Origin of the sequence: Nocardioides lianchengensis (genome assembly GCF_900101465.1) — a bacterium.
Classification (GTDB): Bacteria; Actinomycetota; Actinomycetes; order Propionibacteriales; family Nocardioidaceae; genus Nocardioides; species Nocardioides lianchengensis.
The window spans coordinates 87,637-104,807 of record NZ_FMZM01000007.1 but is presented as its reverse complement, the minus strand read 5'-3'; the positions used below and the strand labels follow the sequence as shown (position 1 = coordinate 104,807).

Annotated in this window: 12 protein-coding genes and 1 tRNA gene; 3 read left to right on the top strand and 10 right to left on the bottom strand. The window is 72.1% G+C overall.

Annotated elements, in window-relative coordinates:
- The first annotated feature begins 250 nt into the window (after positions 1-250).
- Complete coding sequence (locus tag BLT76_RS13805) at positions 251-898, top strand: helix-turn-helix domain-containing protein (protein WP_170867057.1); 648 nt, start codon at positions 251-253, stop codon at positions 896-898.
- A gap of 486 nt (positions 899-1,384) precedes the next feature.
- Here BLT76_RS13805 and BLT76_RS13800 read toward each other — a convergent pair.
- Positions 1,385-1,469: transfer RNA gene (locus tag BLT76_RS13800), tRNA-Tyr, on the bottom strand.
- Between the two features lie 95 nt (positions 1,470-1,564).
- Between BLT76_RS13800 and BLT76_RS13795 the strand changes: the two genes are divergently transcribed.
- Positions 1,565-2,056: a YajQ family cyclic di-GMP-binding protein gene (locus BLT76_RS13795; RefSeq protein WP_090856928.1), complete on the top strand. Its 492-nt coding sequence runs from the start codon at positions 1,565-1,567 to the stop codon at positions 2,054-2,056.
- A 94-nt stretch (positions 2,057-2,150) separates the two neighbouring features.
- Positions 2,151-4,979 carry an FAD/NAD(P)-binding protein gene (locus tag BLT76_RS13790; RefSeq protein WP_090856925.1) on the top strand — a complete coding sequence of 943 codons (2,829 nt, stop codon included), beginning with the start codon at positions 2,151-2,153 and terminating at the stop codon, positions 4,977-4,979.
- Between the two features lie 101 nt (positions 4,980-5,080).
- On the opposite strand, the gene BLT76_RS13785 is transcribed toward BLT76_RS13790, so the two are convergent.
- From BLT76_RS13785 to pstC, 9 genes are all read right to left on the bottom strand, one after another.
- Positions 5,081-5,950, bottom strand: a complete 870-nt coding sequence (locus BLT76_RS13785) for a phosphate ABC transporter ATP-binding protein (protein WP_090856922.1) — start codon at positions 5,948-5,950, stop codon at positions 5,081-5,083.
- 96 nt (positions 5,951-6,046) lie between these two features.
- The gene (locus tag BLT76_RS13780; protein ID WP_170867056.1) at positions 6,047-7,258 is read right to left on the bottom strand and encodes an Ig-like domain repeat protein; all 1,212 of its coding nucleotides are present in this window, start codon (positions 7,256-7,258) and stop codon (positions 6,047-6,049) included.
- A gap of 45 nt (positions 7,259-7,303) precedes the next feature.
- The gene (locus BLT76_RS13775; protein WP_090856914.1) at positions 7,304-7,918 is read right to left on the bottom strand and encodes a hypothetical protein; all 615 of its coding nucleotides are present in this window, start codon (positions 7,916-7,918) and stop codon (positions 7,304-7,306) included.
- Positions 7,919-7,952: 34 nt separating this feature from the next.
- Positions 7,953-9,302, bottom strand: a complete 1,350-nt coding sequence (locus BLT76_RS13770) for a substrate-binding domain-containing protein (RefSeq protein WP_090856911.1) — start codon at positions 9,300-9,302, stop codon at positions 7,953-7,955.
- Between the two features lie 72 nt (positions 9,303-9,374).
- Positions 9,375-10,292 carry a sortase domain-containing protein gene (locus BLT76_RS13765; protein ID WP_090856908.1) on the bottom strand — a complete coding sequence of 306 codons (918 nt, stop codon included), beginning with the start codon at positions 10,290-10,292 and terminating at the stop codon, positions 9,375-9,377.
- The gene (locus BLT76_RS13760) at positions 10,289-13,132 is read right to left on the bottom strand and encodes a hypothetical protein (protein WP_090856905.1); all 2,844 of its coding nucleotides are present in this window, start codon (positions 13,130-13,132) and stop codon (positions 10,289-10,291) included. The genes BLT76_RS13765 and BLT76_RS13760 overlap by 4 nt, the downstream gene beginning before the upstream one ends.
- Complete coding sequence (locus BLT76_RS13755; protein ID WP_090856902.1) at positions 13,129-14,859, bottom strand: substrate-binding domain-containing protein; 1,731 nt, start codon at positions 14,857-14,859, stop codon at positions 13,129-13,131. The genes BLT76_RS13760 and BLT76_RS13755 overlap by 4 nt, the downstream gene beginning before the upstream one ends.
- Complete coding sequence (gene pstA / locus BLT76_RS13750; protein WP_244509407.1) at positions 14,856-15,998, bottom strand: phosphate ABC transporter permease PstA; 1,143 nt, start codon at positions 15,996-15,998, stop codon at positions 14,856-14,858. Before pstA ends, BLT76_RS13755 begins: the two co-directional genes overlap by 4 nt.
- A complete protein-coding gene (pstC, locus tag BLT76_RS13745) occupies positions 15,995-17,020 on the bottom strand; it encodes a phosphate ABC transporter permease subunit PstC (protein WP_170867054.1) in 1,026 nt (341 codons plus the stop codon). The genes pstA and pstC overlap by 4 nt, the downstream gene beginning before the upstream one ends.
- Between the last annotated feature and the right edge of the window lie 151 nt (positions 17,021-17,171).

Genomic DNA, 17,171 nt, shown 5'->3' with positions numbered 1-17,171 from the left:
GGCTCCCTCCGCGACCACGGCACCGGCGTACGTGCCGGCCCCGACAGGCCCCGGCTGCGCTAGGCCAGAGACCGAGTGCGACGCGCCCGAGCTGCGTGGAAGTCCCCGTCACGATTCACGTCATCGTCGGCGCGGTGCGCCAGCGGTTGATCTGGGCAGGTCGACACCGGGCGCGTTCTGCAACCCACGCTGCGGCCGTGCCGGCACCACCCGAACCGCCCCGCTGGACTGTTGCGGCACCATGACGCCTGTGGATAGCGCACCGCGGGAGCCCGAGACTGCGGCCCGCAGGACCCGGCGCCGGGGTCGCGTCCTCGAGGACGAACTCCTCCAGGCCGCGTGGGAGGAGCTGGCCGAGAAGGGCTGGCACGGCTTTACCATGGAGGGCGTCGCCGCACGAGCTCGATCAGGGAAGGCGTCGCTGTACGCACGGTGGTCCAGCCGAACCGCGCTCATCCGCGCAGCCATGTACCGCAACGCGGTCCAACCGGTCCCGGTCATGCCCAGCCTCGGGTCACTCCGAGCCGACCTCATCCGCGGGCTTCACACCTCGGGCCGCAACTTCGAGTCGCCTTTCGGGCAGGCGATGCGGGCCGTGATCGCCGACGCAGGAGTGGCACCAGTGCCCCCCACGGACGACCAACGCCCCATCGAGTCCGTCCTGCTCTGCCTGCGCCACGCCTACGACAGAGCCGACCCCCTCATCGACGGACTGCGCTTCACCATCCCTCCCCACGACATTCCCGCGCCCGTCATCAACCTCGGGCCACAGATGGCCTCACTCGACTTCCTCTCCAACGGCGTCGCGTCGAGCGACAACCGCGTCGAACAGATCGTCGACGACATTTGGCTCCCGGTTCTTGCTCACCACGCCGGAGGCCGAGCCGACGACGTCTGACCCGGCCTCCCGGGTGCCTGGACACCCGTCCGCTCACCGACACCGAAGCCGCGCCGACATCGGGTGTTGCAGCAGTCCCCTTCGACCATCCATCGTCCCGAGACTGGCTCACCATCGCAGGGCTGAAACCGTCCGCTCTAGCCCAGAGTCCACCCACGACGATCTCGACTCACACACCCAATGCATGCAGGTCCTGAGGAACCAGGACGGCGCTGCGCCCCGTTGCCAAGGCATACCCCCGTGTAGCCGAAGTCGCAGGCCACCGCGTCAGCCTGCTTGACGCCTCCCACAACGACCCGCAACGTTGGCACGTATCTGTCACGCGCTCCGCGCCACACCATGGCGGCATCGCGTTTCCGTAGGTCAGCGACTTGCAGGCTGCCGTGAGGCGGTAGGTCCGAAACCCGCTTGGCCGGATACCCTGAGCCCGTATCGCAACAGGGCCCCTGACCTGCGTTTCCGCAGGTCAGAGGCCCTTTGCTTCCCTGGTGGCAGATGAAGGATTCGAACCTTCGAAGGCTACGCCGACGGATTTACAGTCCGCTCCCATTGGCCGCTCGGGCAATCTGCCAGGGATGTCGTCGTCCCAGCTTGGCCGGTGGACAACGAGACGAAAGAATAGCGCAGCCCCATCAGCAGCACGAAACCGTCACACGAGGAGCACCCATGGCCGACTCGTCCTTCGACATCGTCAGCAAGATCGACCGCCAGGAGGTCGACAACGCGCTCGGGCAGGCCGCCCGCGAGATCGCGACCCGGTTCGACTTCAAGGGCACCGGCGCCACCATCGAGTGGCAGGGCGACGAGGCGATCGAGATCACCGCGTCGGCCGACGACCGCGCGACCGCCGTACTCGACGTCTTCAAGGACAAGCTGATCAAGCGCCAGCAGAGCCTGAAGATCCTCGACGCCTCGGAGCCGCGGGCGTCGGGCCAGCAGTCCAAGATCGGCATCGCACTCAAGGAGGGCATCAGCTCCGAGGACGCGAAGAAGATCTCCAAGCTGATCCGCGACGAGGGGCCCAAGGGCGTCAAGGCGCAGATCCAGGGCGACGAGCTGCGCGTGTCGTCGAAGAAGCGCGACGACCTCCAGGCCGTGCAGGCCCTGGTCAAGCAGCAGGACTACGACTTCGCGGTGCAGTTCACGAACTACCGCTGAACCCGGGGCGTCGCGCCGACATTCGGCGCGACGCCCTCGGACCGCCTAGACTGCAGTTTGTCGAGTCATCTTGTTGTGTTAGGACGGTTGAGCCATGGCCAGTGGACGACGCCCCCGCGGGCACGGACCGACCGTCGCCGTGGTCGGGGCCGGGGCAGCCGGCACCCTGGTCGCGCTCCACCTGACCCGCACCGCCGCCCGCCGCAGCACCGGGCTCGACATCGTCCTCGTCGACCCGGTCGACCGCCGCGGCCAGGGCGTCGCCTTCGGTACTCCCGACGAGCAGCACCTGCTCAACGTGCCGGCCTCGGGCATGACCGCGCTGCCCGAGGAGCCGAGCCACTTCGCCGCCTGGCGCCAGCGCGAGGCCGAGGACGTCGACCCCGACGCCCGCACCCACCCCTACGACTTCGCGCCCCGGCGCCAGTGGGCCCGCTACCTCGACGAGACCCTCGACGAGGCGCAGCGCGCGTCGTACGGCGAGGTGGGGCTGCGGCACGTGCGCCAGCAGGTTGTCGGCGTACGACGCACCACCAGCGGGGTCTCACTGCGCACCGGCTGCGGCGGCGAGGTCGTCGCGGACGCCGCCGTGTTCGCGTCCGGCCTGCCCGCCGCCGGCAGCGCCTGGGCGCCGGAGTCGCTCACCGCCTCCCCCTTCTTCGTGGCCGACCCCTGGGCCCGCGGAGCCCTCGACGTCGTACGACGTGACCGCAGCGGGCCGGCCGACGTGCTGCTGGTCGGCACCGGCCTGACCATGGTCGACGTCGTCTTCTCGCTCACCGACGGCGCCAACCGCGACGACCGGGTCGTCCACGCGATCTCCCGCGGCGGCCGGCTCCCGCAGGTGCACGCGCCGCAGCCGCAGCTCGCCGCGATCCCCGACATCTCCGACTGGGGCACCGGCCTGGCCGACGTGCGGGCCGCGGTCGACCGGCACGTCGCCGAGGTCCGCAGCACCACCGGCGACTGGCGGCCCGCGCTCGACGGGCTGCGGTTCCGGGTCCAGGAGCTGTGGGGCCGGTTCTCCGCCGAGGACCGCGAAGCCTTCCTGACCGAGGACGCCGGACGCTGGAACACCTATCGCCACCGGATGGCTCCCTCCAGCGCGGTCCGGCTCGACGGCCTGCGCGCCGAGGGCCGCCTGGCGATCGGCAGTGGCCGGGTCGCCGACTGCGAGCCGCTGCCGACCGGCGGCCTGCGCGTGACCCTCGACGACGGCAGCACCCGCGAGGTCGGCTGGGTCGTCAACTGCACCGGCCCCCAGTCCGACCTGCGCCTGCTCGGCAACCCCGTCCTCGACGACCTGCTCCGCGAGCGTGGTGGCGCCGCCCTGGCCTCGATCGACGTCGCCGGCCTCGGCCTGCGCACCGCCGACGGCCGGCTGCTCGCCTCGGACGGCGAGACCGACGCCCCGCTGTGGACCATCGGCGCGCTGCGCCGTGGCGAGCTGTGGGAGACCACCGCCGTCCCCGAGATCCGGCTGCAGGCGGCCTCCGTCGCCCGGGCGGTCCTCGACGAGGTCGCCCCGCTCCCCCGCCGGCTCGCCGACGGTCGCCTGGTCGGCGGCCGGCACCCCGTCGCCCGTCCCCGCGACCCGCTCGGCCTGCCGATCTCGACCACCAGCGAGGCTGCGGCGGCCTACAACGCCGGCCTCGAGCGGCTGATGCGGCTCCAGGACGGCGCCGAGGAGCAGCTGCGCCGGGCGACCGAGCTCGACCCCGGCTTCGCGCTCGCCCACGCCGCCCTCGCGATGCTCGGCCACGAGGCCGGGGCCGACGCCGACGTACGCGCCTCGCTCGACGCCGCCCGCAAGGCCGCCCGTCAGCGCGGCGACGACCGCGAGCGCAGCCTGGTCGACGTGGTCGGCCTCCGGGTCAAGGACGTACGACGGGCCGGGGCCGACGCCCTCATGCACCACATCTCGCTGCACCCGCGCGACGTCCTCGCCGTCTCGGCGGCGGTCCCGACGATCGCCTTCTCCGGCGTCACCGACGTCCAGCAGGAGGCGTGGGACCTGGTCGAGGGCCTCGCCCCGGCGTACGGCGACCACTGGTGGTACATCTCCCTGCTCGCCTTCACCCGCCAGGACCAGGGCCTCTTCGACGAGGCCGGCCTGCTCGCGGAGAGCGCGCTGTCCTGCGAGCCGTCGTCCGGCCACGCGGTGCACGCGCAGACCCACGTCCTCTACGAGACCGGCCAGCACGAGGTCGGTCGGGTCTGGCTCGACCACTGGGTCGCCGAGAGCGGCCGCTCGGCCAGCCACCGCGCCCACTTCTCCTGGCACGCCGCGCTGCACGAGCTGGCGCTCGGCGACACCGAGGCGGTCCGCCGCCGCTACTACTCGCAGCTCGCCGCGCCCGACGTCGCCGGCGTGCGGGCCCTGGTCGACTCCGCCAGCCTGCTGTGGCGCTGGCGGATGACGACCAGCGAGTGGCCGGCCGCCTTCCCGGGCGAGGGCGCACCGCCGCCGGTCGCTCCGGTGCTCGACGCGGTCGACCCGACGCTGCTCGACCGGCCACAGACGCCGTTCGTCGCGCTGCACGCGGCCATCGCCCTGGCCGCCGCCGGCGACCTGCACCGGCTCCGCGAGCTCGCCGCCCACTGCCGCCGCTCCAAGGACGGCGTGCTGCGCGGCACCGTCGCCACCCTCTGCCAGGCGCTGGAGGCCTCGGTCGAGGGCCGGTGGACCGACGCCGCGACCCTGATCGAGGACGTGCTGCCGGTGCTCGCGCGGGTCGGCGGCTCGGCCGCGCAGCGCGAGGTGGTGGAGGAGACGCTGCTGTTCGCCCTGGTCAACGCCGGGCGCCACGAGCAGGCCGCCGTACTCCTCGACGAGCGGCTGCACCGCCGCCCGTCCCCGCTCGACCTGCGCCGGCGCGGCTCGCTCGAGCCGGCCGCGGCCCCGGAGCCGGCCCCGCTGTAACGCGATGTTCGCCGCACTGGGTACCTGCTGCAGCGCGTACCCAGTGCGGCGAACATCGCGTTACATGGCGGCCGATTCGCCCGCGGCCCCCGCCGCCCGGCTCAGCCGAAGCGGCCGTTGACGTAGTCGGAGGTCCGCTGGTCCTGCGGGTTCTCGAAGACCACGTCGGTCGGCCCGTGCTCGACGATCACGCCGGGCGTGCCCTGGGCCGCGAGGAAGAACGCGCACTGGTCGGAGACCCGCTGCGCCTGCTGCATGTTGTGGGTGACGATCACGATGGTGACGTCGGCGGCGATCTCGCCGATCGTCTCCTCGACCACCCGCGTCGAGGTCGGGTCGAGGGCCGAGCAGGGCTCGTCCATCAGCAGCACCCGGGGCCGTACGGCGAGCGAGCGCGCGATGCACAGCCGCTGCTGCTGGCCGCCGGAGAGCGCGGAGCCGGGCTGCTTGAGCCGGTCCTTGACCTCGTTCCAGAGGCCGGCCCGGGTCAGCGACTCCTCGATCAGCGCCTCCCGGTCCGGGCGGGCGATCTTGGTGCCGGTGATCTTCAGGCCGGCCAGCACGTTGTCGGCGATGGACATCGCCGGGAACGGGTTCGGCTTCTGGAAGACCATCCCGATGGCCTTGCGGGCGTCGGTCAGCCGACGCTCCGGGTCGTAGATGTCCTGGCCGTCGAGCCGCACCTCGCCCGCGAGCTGCGCGCTCGGCACCAGCTCGTGCATCCGGTTGAGGATGCGCAGGAAGGTCGACTTGCCGCACCCGGACGGACCGATCAGGGCGGTCACCCGCCCGGCGGGGATGTCGAGGGAGACCCGGTCGAGCACCTTGCGCTGACCGAACCAGGCCGAGACCCGGTCGGCCTCCAGCGTCGCCGCGGTCGACACCCGGGGAGCCGGGGTGGCCGCGACCTCGTCGACGAACACCGGCAGCACGCCGGTCGGATCGGTGGCCTCGCTCAGCTCGGCACTCATGCACCCTCCTGGTTGTGCCCCGGCTCGACGAGCCGGGCGACCGGGTGGTGCCGGCGGCAGAACGCCGACACCACCCAGTTGTTCGGTAGAGAAACCCTACTTCGCCTTGACCTTGACGGTCTTCGACTTCGCGGGCAGGTAGTACGCGTCACCCTGGTAGTCGACCCGGATCGACCAGGTGCCCTTCTTCAGTTTCGGCAGCTTCACCGAGGCCGCGCCCGAGCGGACCGCCACGACGACCCTCGTGACCGACTTCCCCTTGGTGAGGACCACGGTCGCCCGACCGCCGGCCTTCGCCAGACCCGCGGGGACGGCCACCGTGACGGTCGCCTTGCCGGCCTTCTTCGCGGTCGGCTTCTTGGTGATCCGCAGGACCGGCGTGCCGCTCGCGGCCTTGGCGACCGTGTACGGCTTGACCGCCGAGGTGGAGGCCACGAACGCGTCCGTGGCTCCCAGGTAGGCGACCCGCAGCGGACGCGAGCCCGGCGCGAGTGCCGTCCTCGCGATCGGCAGGCTCGCCGTACCCGCTGCCGTGAGCGTGGCCGTGGCCAGCACCCGGGTCCCCTGCAGCAGCCGGACCGCACCGGTCGGCTTCGCCGCACCCGAGGCGGCGGTGACGGTCACCCCGACCGTGGCGGCCCGGCCGTAGCCGAGCGACGCCGGCCAGGCGACGGCCACCGAGGTGGCGACCGGCTCCGGGTCGGGCTCGACCTCGCCGGGGTTGTCGGTGACCTCCCAGGTGTCGCCGTCGACCCGCACGTACGTCGCGGCGTACGACGTCCCGACGCCGCCCGAGGGCGAGCTCGTCCGCAGGCGCAGCTCGTAGACGTTCGCGACCGCACCTCCGGTGGTCGTGAACGAGCCGGCCACGTCGGCCAGCGTGGAGGTGCCCGGGGCGTCGGCGTCCACGGCAGGGCTGTTGACCAGCGCGGCGGGTACGGCGATCGCCCCCTCGCCGCTGAACTTGCTCGTGCCGCTCACCTGGATGCCCGGCCAGGCGCCGGGCGCCGTGTCGGACCGCACCTGGTGGGCGTAGAGCGTGCCGAAGGTGTCGCCGGCGCGCACGGGCGAGCCGACGGCCGCGATGGCGGCGATCGGCGCGCTCGCCGTACCGGAGGTCACCTCGGTCCCGGAAGCGTTGTAGAGCTTCAGGGTCGCGGCGATCTTGTCGTGGTCGGGCACCGTGACGTTCTCGTCACCGGCGTACCAGTCGTCGTCCCCGGCACCGAGGGCGACGCCGCCCGCGGTCGACAGGGCGACGGTGAGACCGAGGGCCGCAGCCCACGTCTTCTTCACTCTGATCTGCATCATCTTCTCCTTGTGGTCTGGTGACCGCGCGGTCGGCCGACCGGGTCAGGGGACGAGCGACTCGGCGTCGGCACAGGAGGCGGAACCGCCTCGCACGAGCTCCCAGCGACCGTCGTCGACCCGGAGGTCGGCGGTGTCGTAGGGGCTCGTCGAGAGGGTCCCGGCGCCGGGCGTGCCGAGGTAGAGCCGCAGCTGGACGAAGCCGTCGTAGGTCGCGGGGAAGGCGGTGACGAAGTCGTCCACCGACCACGCGTCCTCGGTGACGCGCACCGCGGGCTGCCCCGGGTCCGGGAGCACCTCGGCGGCGGTGATCGCCGTCCCGCTGAACTCCTCGGTCCCGACTCCCTCACGCGGCTGGTAGGCGTAGAGGGTCGCCACCGCGCCGGCGGGGTCGAGCTCCGACGGCAGCGCCGTCTCCCCGCGTACGACGTCCGCGAACGGTCGGTCCTTCGTGCTGCCCTCGGTGACGGGCTGACCGTCCGCCGAGCACAGCGTGAGGGAACCGGCCGCCAGGGTGTCGTCGTACGGCGCGGCCCGTGGGGACTGGTCCCGCTGCTCGTCCTGGTCCTGCTCCGGCCAGAGAAGGACTCCGGCCACGATCACCACGCCGACCACGAGGACGGCAAGAGCTGCCCGCAGGGGCGTGAGCGTGATGGTCATGACTGTCTGTCTCTCCTCAGGGCCGACCAGCGGGTCAGTCGACCGAGATCTCGGCGTTGTCGGTGCCGAAGACGCGGTACTGGGGCGTCACTCCGGCCGCGGTCAGCAGGGCCTGGCCGGCGGGGGTCCGGACGAACGGAGCCGGGCCGTCGGGGTTGTAGAACAGCGCCTCGACCCAGTTCAGCGTGCTGCCCGGCTGCCACGGCGTGGTGCTGTTCAGGTCCCGCTCACGGACGATGGCGTTGTAGGCGAAGTTGCCGCCGTACGGCGCGGTCGGCTGGTTGACGTCGGCGTTGCTGTCGCCGTCGAGCAGCTTGATCCCGGCCGCGCTGGCCGGGGTGCGGTGACCGGTCTCGGTGTTGTAGTTGTTCGTCTTCGCACCGTCGGAGGTCTGGGTGTAGTAGCCCGTGTTCAGGGTCCGGAAGCGGCCCCGCGGGAACGGCACGATCGCGTTCTTGCGCTGCGCCTCGGGCAGGCTGGTGATCGAGACCGGGTCGTTCTGCTGGACCTGGACGCTGTTCGGGTTGCCGCGGCCGGTGAAGCCGGTGTTGCCCGGGTTCTGCCGCTTGACGTTGGCGACGAAGGTGTTCCACATGCCCGCGTCGGTCGGCAGGATCAGCGCGACGATCGTCTCGTCGGCCTCCGGACCCGTGTACGTCGGCGCCGCGGTGTTGATGGCCTGCCCCGGACCCTGGTAGCCCGGGATCTGGCCCCACTTGGTGATGTTGCCGGCGTAGATGCTGAGGATCGCCGAGGCCGGGATGGTGGCGGGCGCGTTGGTCGTCGTCGCCGTCGCGATCAGCTGACGGTCCGTGGCGATCTGCACGCGGAGCAGCTTGGTGCCCTGCTTGGCGAAGGCCAGCTGCTGGTAGTCCGGGCCGTTCTCGACCTTGTCGAGCGGGTCCGGGCTGCGGCCCACGTCGATCCAGCCCTGGTCGTCGGCGATGATCGCGTCGCGACCGCCGCCGCCGCCGCCGCTCGGGCGGACGACGAGGTCCTGACCGGCGCGCAGGGCGATGGTCGGGTTGAGCAGCTTGACGTCGCTCTGCTTGACGTACTTGGCGCCGTTCTCGCCGAGCGTGCCGTTGCCGGTGATCGTCGGGAGCAGCCGCGGGTCGGTGAACGCGCTGCGGCCCTGGGCGTCGCCGGAGGAGTCGAAGTTGATGAAGCGCCAGCGGTTGCCGGCCGTGTTGTAGCCGGGCAGCTGCTTGTAGCCGTCGGCCAGGAAGTTGAAGGAGTTCTGGATGATGTCGGACCCGGTGGCCACGACGTCCTTCTCCTGCGGCGCGGGGTCGGCCTGCGCCGGCGCACCCGACAGCCCGAGGGCGGCGGTCGTCGCCAGGGCGACGGCGGCCGCGCCCAGGCTCTTGCGGTACTGGTGCATCACGTTGCCTTTCCTGAGTGATTTACCCGAGATAAACGGCAGGGGGCTGCCGGGGTCGGTGGGGCGCATGGGTCAGATCAGCGCCGGGAGGAGACGGGAAGCGAGGGACGACACCAGCCACAGCGCCGCCAGCACGCAGGGGCCGCCCGCGAGCCAGGCGGCCGGACGCGACCAGGACGACCAGGCCCAGGCGAACCCGGCCAGGGTGGCGACGAGCACCTGGAGCGCCAGGGCGAGCAGCGCGAGGGTCGTGGTGTCGGCCCGCGCGGACATCAGCGTGACGCCGGTGTCCTTCAGCGCGACCTGACCCGCGACCACCGCGCCCTCGTCGAGGGCGGCGTCGACGTACACGGTCTCCTGCGGCTGCAGCCCTCCGAGACCGGTGCCCCGCGAGGCGGTCACCAGGGTCAGACGAGAGGCACCGGCAGCCGGAGCGGGCGGTAGCGGGTCCCCCTCGGTCCGGGAGCCGAGCACCCGGTAGGTGAACTCACCCTGCGCCGTCGTCACCTCGACCGCGGCGCCGACCGGGAGCTCGTCGATCCGGGCGAACGGGGCGCCGAAGCTCAGCGAGCGCCCCGCCACCTGGCTGAGTCCCTGCTGGCCGGGAAGGACACTGCCCAGGACGTGGCCGGGTCCGTCCTGGAGCTGACCGGGCCGGCTGCCCTCCACGACCACGACGTCCTCGACGTCGATCCCGGGGATCGAGAGCAGCGCCACCGGCCGGCCCGGCTCGATCGGCGCGCCGGTCGGAGCGGTGCCCTCGGCGAGCTCGGTCCGCAGGCGGCTGTAGAGGCCCGCCTGGACCTGGCCCTGCTCCAGGCCGCTCAGCACGAACAGGTAGACCAGGAACCAGGTCACCAGCAGCGAGACCCCGATCAGCATCTGCGAGGTGATACGACGGCCCTGCTCCTCGTCGCGTCCCGGAGGCGCCGAGGCATCGACGACGCCCGGGTGGAGGACGGTGCTGCGCTCGGGCACGATCGTGCTCATCGCCTCACCCAGCCACGCGCCTCGGCCCAGGCCAGGCGGGTCGCCTCGCCGAGCTCGTCGAGCCACCGCAGCACCACACCGGTCAGGGCGCTCGCGAAGGCGAGCAGGAGGAGGAACGGCACGCCCAGCCGGCCGAGGTCGGAGGACTGCCCGGCGGTCGCCACCGTGGCCGCCTCGACGATCGGGGCCGTGCTGACCGACGGGACGCCGGTCGGCACCGTCGCGGTCGGCACCGGGGCCGAGGGTACGGCGGCGGCCGGGACCGTCGGGGGCGTCACGCTCGGCGCGGTCGGTTCGGACGGCGACGGGGAGTCGCTCGGGCTCGGCGAGGACGTGGCCGTCGGCTTCGCGGCCGAGAAGTCGCACGCCTGCGCCCGGGTGGTCGGAGCGGCGTCGAGCGCGGGCACCTCACGGTCCTGGGCCCGCACGGCAGCGGCCGCGTTGAGCACGTAGTCCTGCTCGGCCCCGAGCCCGTTCGCCGCGGTCACCGGGAGGTAGCCGACGGGCAGCCTCCCGTTCGCCGCTCCCGACCGCTGACCGCGGGTGTGCGAGTAGCAGAGCAGCTTGGCGAGCCGGGTGGCCGTCTTGTCGTCCAGCCCGCTGGTCGGGAGCACGGCGTACACCGGCAGGGCCCCGGGATAGGCGGCCGCGCCGTCATCCGTGCTCAGCCGGCCGTAGTCGAGGCGCCACGTGCCCGCCTCGTCGTCGGCCTCGAGGAGCTGGCTGGCGGCCCGGAGTCCGGCCAGGTCCGCCCGCACGAAGCGCCGGCCCGTCGTGTCGGTGAACCGCTGGGCGGGCTTGACCGCGGACGTGGTCTGCAGGGCGGCCGTCCGCAGGTTGTACCGGCTGGCCGAGGAGACCGAGACCAGGCCGAGGACGAAGCGGTAGCCGACGTCCTGCCGGCCCTGCTGCCGGAGCGGGAGGGACGTCGGGTCGTTGCCGTCGTAGCGGCAGACGGTGGCGACGGCGGACTTGGCGTACTGCATGTTCACCAGCACCGCGGCCAGGTTCGACGGCGGGTTGGCCACCAGCTGGAGGAAGGGCGTGGGGCTGTTCTTGTAGCAGGCGTTCTGCTCCTTGTACCAGTCCGGCGCGACGAACTCGTCGAGGAGCGGCCAGTTGTCGACCGGCAGGTCCAGCCCGCGGTACGCCTCGTTGACCGTCATCCCCCAGGGGTCGGCGTACCCGTCCAGCCAGGCCCGGGCCTCGGGGTCCGAGTCGATCCACGAGCTCAGCGCCCAGACCAGGTCGGTGTTGGCGGAGAACACCTGCAGCGCGGCACCGGACTCCAGCGACGCGCTCTGCGGAAGCCCGGGGTTGAGGGCCTGGAACTCGGGGTCCAGCGTGATGTTGAGCGGGTTGTGGTCGAGGCCCTCGTGATAGTCACGGACGACCGACGAGGCGGGGTACGACGCGCTGAGCAGCTTGGCCACCAGCCGGGCGTTCAGGTTGAGGGTCTCGCGTCGCTGCTTGTCGGCGTCGTCGATGGTGAACGCGAGGGCGAAGCCGCCGATGGCGAGCGGCGCCTGGACGACCGGTCGCCCGTACCCCCCGGCCTTCGGTGCCGAGCTGAAGGCCCCGTCGATCTCCCCGGCCTCGACCAGGGTCCGGGCCAGCGAGTCGGCCTGCTGGACGTGGGTGAAGGTGAACAGGTCCTTGCTCGTGCAGAAGGCCGGCCGCCAGGACGCGGTGAGCTCGTTGACGACGACCGAGCCCATCAGCTCCACCGGCGGCTCCTTGCTCACCGTGTCGCAGACCGAGCCGGTGACCGCGAAGTCCAGCGGGACGGTGATCCGGTTGCGCCAGTTGGAGGCGGCCCACCACAGGTTCCCCCGCACGGCCTGGTCGGTCGACTCGCTCGAGCGCGGCATCCCGGGCTCGTAGGCCCCGGTGCGGCGGCAGGTGGTGTCGGCCGTGGTCAGCTGCTGCGCGGTCAGCGGCGCACCGGCCTTGGTCGTCTGCACCGCACCGGCGGGCAGGGCCCGGCCCCAGGCGTCGCAGCTGAGGCCGACGATCGGCACCGCCACGAGCGCGCAGTCGACCGAGACCGAGCAGCCCAGCGACTGGTTCTCCGCCGCCGTCCAGACCGCGAAGTCGGCCTCGCCCCGACCGTCCGTGCCCGTGATGCCGTACGTCGTGTTGCTGGTCAGACCACCGCCCTCCGCGCTGTCCGACTCCGGCGCGAGGGGCGTGCAGCCGGCGCCCGGGTCGGGTCCGCCGTAGAAGACCTCGCCCCCGGCCGAGCGGAACGGCACCCACCGAGCGGTGAGGGGCTGACTCAGCTCGGCGCACGCGGCCGGGAGGTTGGCCGGCTGACCGACGACGGCGCCACGCTCGGCCGCCGGTGCGTAGGCGTCGAAGCGCCACGAGGGCGTGTGCGAGGCCGCCGCGAGGTAGCGCTCGGGCGAGGTCTGGGTCCAGCAGGTCTCCGGCGTCAGGCGGGCCTGACCCGCCGGGACCTTGCCGGTCGTGTCCACCCCGCGGCACTGGAGCAGCACGAAGGGGTACTCCTGGTTGCGACCGTCGGAGGCGTTCGGGTCGGTCACGATGCCCCCGGTGGGGATCGCCCCCGACCAGGAGACGTGGATCTCCTGGCGACCGCGCAGGTCCTGGGTCTGCGACACCGCGAGCGTGACCCGGTTGCTGCTGACCTGGCGGCGGGTGCCGTCCTCGTCGAGGAACGCCCGGGTGGCCGTGACCGTCTTGGTCACCGCCGCACCGGTGGCCGCGTCGGCCGACCCCTGCAGCATCGGCAGCACGCCGGCCACGGAGGCGAGCAGCAGCGCCGCGGCGAGCAGCACCCGCGAGGCGGCCCGGCGCCGGGTGGTCGCGGCGCTCAACGCCGGCCCCGACGGCGCGCGAAGACCTGGCCGACCGTCACCGGGACGACCAGCGCCCCGAGGAACAACCCCACGACCAGCACCTTCAGCACCGCACCCGATCCCGCCGCGTCGGCGTCGAGAGTCGTGGCGACCACGGCCGCCGTCCCCGCGGTGGCGCCGTCCACGCCGCCCTCACCGGCGGCCGGATCGGTGCCGGCCTGCGGGGCGTCGGGCAGCCCGTCGCCGTCAGTGTCGGTCGCCGCGGGCGCGGCCCCTCCCCCGGTGGCGGTCGGGGTGGCTCCGGGGGACGCCGTGGCACCCGCCGTCGGCGTGGCGGTCCCGCCGCCGTTGCCGCCACCGCCGCCCCCACCCCCGTTGCCGGCGTCGGCCGGGACGTCGCCGTCCTCGTCGGGGTTCTCGTTGTAGGAGCCCACGGTCTCCGCGCACGGCCCCTTGCCAGGACGGTCGCACTCGGCGGGGAACGGCGCCACCTTCGCGAGGTGGTTCTCGTGCGGCTTGCCCGCGACGAAGGTCGGGTTGTGGCAGTTCTTGACGTTCGTGATGATCGAGGCGTCGAACTGCACCTTCTGGTCGGCGAGCTTCAGCTTGTTGACCTGGGTGAAGCCAGCCTGGACCAGGTTGATGGGGAGCGGCGAGTAGCCGATCGGCCCGATCTCCGACTGTCCCTCGCAGATCGACTGCTTCAGGAAGTCGACGATCGTCTGCCGCTTGGCGGTGGTCATCCGCGAGTCGTTCGCGGCGGTCGGGATGATCGCGTAGACGTACGACGACAGCGGGTAGGTGCGCTTGTCGGCGTTCACGTAGACCCGGTCCAGCTTCTGGGTCAGGTACTCGGGGTCCTTCGGGTTGTTGTTGATCTCGGCGGCGGTCAGCGCCACCGCGACGTTGTACTGCGTCGGCAGCGTGTAGTACCCGGCCTTGTTCAGGACCTTGGCGACCGGGAAGTTCGCCATCAGCGGGTAGGAATACTCCTCCATCGCGATCGCGCCGTTGGCGCCCTTGCTCTTGACGTAGTTCATGACGCCGTCGGAGCCGGCCTGGGCCTTCTGCTGACCACGGGTCTGGCCGCAGTTCACGGGGAAGTAGTCGGTCGGCGCGAGCTTGCCGCCGTTGCAGTCCTTCCACAGGCTCGCGTGCTGGCTGACCATCCAGGTCGTGAACTGGTTGGTGATGCCGGCGCCGTCGGCGCGCACCACGGGGATGATCGGGATCGACGGCAGTGCCCGGCCGTTGTTGTCCTTCGTGATCGCCGCGTCGTTCCAGTTGTCGATCTGGTTGGTGAAGATCTTGGCGATCGTGTCGCCCGAGAGCCGGAGGTTGCGGACCATCTGGCCGCCGACCTCGACGTGGTAGGGGAACGAGGTGCCGCCCGAGACGATCGGCAGGTAGGCGAAGGAGCGGCCCAGCGGGGAGTCCGTCGCGCCGGTCGTCGGGTCCTTGCCCCGGTACGGCGAGTCGGTGACCCCGAAGTCGGTCGACTTGTTGGCGTAGTCCTTGCGGCCCTGCGCGGCACCGTTCGCGGTGTAGACGACCTTCAGGCCCTTCGCGTCGCCGTCGGCGACCCACTGGTTGACGGCGTTGGCCGCCCACGAGGATCCCGACCCCTGGATCAGGGCGTACGACGGCGCCGCCGCGACGCTCGCGCCGCCGGGGCCGGCGAACAGCGAGACGTAGAGCGCCAGCGCCACGGCGAGGCCGGCGCGGATCCGGGTACGGCGGGTCATCGGGACTTCCTTCCGCCGGCGACGAGCCGGGCGAGCACGAACAGGGTGAGCACGACCGCGAGCAGGACCGCGGCGGCGGCGTACGCCCGCTCCTCCATCTGGGGGTTGCCGGTCTGGACGGCCGCATAGATGTAGAGCGGCAGCGAGTTCATCGGGTCCTGGACCGGGTTGGCGTTGAAGTACGTCGAGGCGCCCGAGGTGAGCAGCACCGGCGCGGTCTCCCCGACGGCGCGCGCGATGCCGAGGATCAGGGCGGTGGCCAGGCCCGGGCGGGCGGTCGGGAGCACCACTCGCCACACCGTCTGCCACTTCCCCGCCCCCAGGGCGTACGACGCCTCGCGCAGCCCCCCGGGCACGACCCCCAGCACGACGTAGCTGGCCCGGGCCATGATCGGCAGCGCCATCACCGCCAGCGCGAGGGCGGCCGCGAGGCCGCTGGTCGGCATGCCGAGGTAGACCAGGCAGATCGTGTAGATGAACAGGCCGGCGACGATCGAGGGCAGCGCGGTCATCGCCTCGACCACCGTGCGGACCAGCTCGGCGCCCCGCCCCCCGACCTCGGAGATGTAGACGGCCGTGGCGACGCCCAGCGGCATGGCGATGGACACCGCGATGGCCACCTCGATCAGGGTCCCGACCAGAGCGTGCAGGATGCCGCCGCGGCTGAACGAGTCGTTGGCCCGGACGCCGGCCATGTCCTCGGTGTAGAAGTTCCAGTGGGTCAGCGCCGGGAGGCCTTTGACCACCGTCATCACCACGACGCTGGCCAGGGCCAGCGCGATCAGGCTCGGCGCGGCGATGACCGCGGTCGTCACGATCCGGTCGACCACGACCTGGCGCGGCTGGGTCAGCGCGGTCAGGCCGGCGTAGAAGAGGACGAAGACGACGTACCAGAGGACGACGAAGCCGATCGACCCGTCGAACGGCAGGATCCGCGTGTAGAAGAGCCAGGTGGTCGCCAGCGACGCCACGCCGGCGCCGACGACGCTCAGCAGGTCCTCGCGGGTCCGGCCGCTGGGGCGGCGCACGTCCTCGACCACCGGCGGGACCGGCGGCCGGGGCGCGGGCGGGACGGAGGCGGGGGTGACGGGCTCGCGCCGCACGTGGGCGGGGGCGCGCCGGGTGGCGGTCTGGGTCACAGGTCCGTCACGTCCCTGCCGCGCGAGCGGGACACGATGACCGCCGCGAAGCTGTTGACGACCAGGGTCATGCAGAACAGCACGAACCCGGCGGTGAGCAGGGCGGAGAGCTGGGCCGGCGAGGCCTCCTTGAAGCTGGAGGCGATCAGCGAGGAGATCGTCGAGGTGCCGGACTCGAGCACGTAGCCCTTGATCTCGAAGGTCTGGGAGATGACCAGCACCACCGAGATGGTCTCGCCGAGCGCCCGGCCGAGGGCCAGCATGGTGCCACCGACGATGCCGCTGCGACCGAAGGGCAGCACCACGGTCCGCACCATCGCCCAGCGGGTGGCACCCAGGGCGAGCGCCGCCTCCTTCTCGTTGACGGGCGCCTCGGAGAAGACCTCGCGCATCACCGAGGTGGCCATCGGGAAGATCATCATGGACACCGCGACGGCGGCGATGAACGCGGACCCGGCGTACGACGGGTAGCCGGGCAGCTGGTTCCAGATCGGGTAGTCGACGTCGGTGCGGACGTGGAAGAGCGGGAACCACCCGACGTGCTTGCTGATCCAGTGGGCCACCTCGGTGGCGTGCGGCTGGATCACGAAGAGCACCCACAGCCCGAACACGATGCCCGGGACCGCGGCCATCATGTCGACCAGGCGGATCAGGGTCGGACGCAGCCGGGCCGGCGCCCAGTCGGAGATGAACAGCGCGGTCAGCAGCGAGAGCGGGAACGCGACGACCAGGGCCAGCAGGGCGACCTGGACGGTGCCGACGACGACGGCCGCGATCCCGATGATGTCCTGGCTGGGCAGCCAGCGGTACTCGGTGAAGAACCCGAAGCCGTAGTGGCGCAGGGTCGGGATCGACTGCAGGCCCAGGAAGACGCCGATCGAGGAGACGATCGCGAGCACCAGGAGGCCGGTCGCCCGGACGCTGCCGAGGTAGATGCGGTCCTGCAGGGACTCCCGGCTCCGCAGCACGCGCGGACGATCCTCCTCGGAGCCCCCCACGAGCGTCTCGGGCACTGCTGTCATCGCACCGTTCCTCATCCATCAAGGCGCGGTCGAGACCAGCACCCGGGGTTGTACGAGGAGAAAGGTACTTAAAGTCCAGCAGAATTATCTGGTTTCCCGAGAATGGTCTAGATCGCCCCCTCGAGTGCAGCGGGCCACCCGGCCGAGGAGG

Coding starts and splice junctions, on each gene's coding strand:
- BLT76_RS13795 (WP_090856928.1), top strand. CDS start 1,565: ATGGCCGACTCGTCCTTCGACATCGTCAGCAAGATCGACCGCCAGGAG.
- BLT76_RS13780 (WP_170867056.1), bottom strand. CDS start 7,258: ATGCAGATCAGAGTGAAGAAGACGTGGGCTGCGGCCCTCGGTCTCACC.
- pstC (WP_170867054.1), bottom strand. CDS start 17,020: ATGACAGCAGTGCCCGAGACGCTCGTGGGGGGCTCCGAGGAGGATCGT.
- BLT76_RS13765 (WP_090856908.1), bottom strand. CDS start 10,292: ATGAGCACGATCGTGCCCGAGCGCAGCACCGTCCTCCACCCGGGCGTC.
- BLT76_RS13775 (WP_090856914.1), bottom strand. CDS start 7,918: ATGACCATCACGCTCACGCCCCTGCGGGCAGCTCTTGCCGTCCTCGTG.
- BLT76_RS13785 (WP_090856922.1), bottom strand. CDS start 5,950: ATGAGTGCCGAGCTGAGCGAGGCCACCGATCCGACCGGCGTGCTGCCG.
- BLT76_RS13790 (WP_090856925.1), top strand. CDS start 2,151: ATGGCCAGTGGACGACGCCCCCGCGGGCACGGACCGACCGTCGCCGTG.
- BLT76_RS13755 (WP_090856902.1), bottom strand. CDS start 14,859: ATGACCCGCCGTACCCGGATCCGCGCCGGCCTCGCCGTGGCGCTGGCG.
- BLT76_RS13770 (WP_090856911.1), bottom strand. CDS start 9,302: ATGCACCAGTACCGCAAGAGCCTGGGCGCGGCCGCCGTCGCCCTGGCG.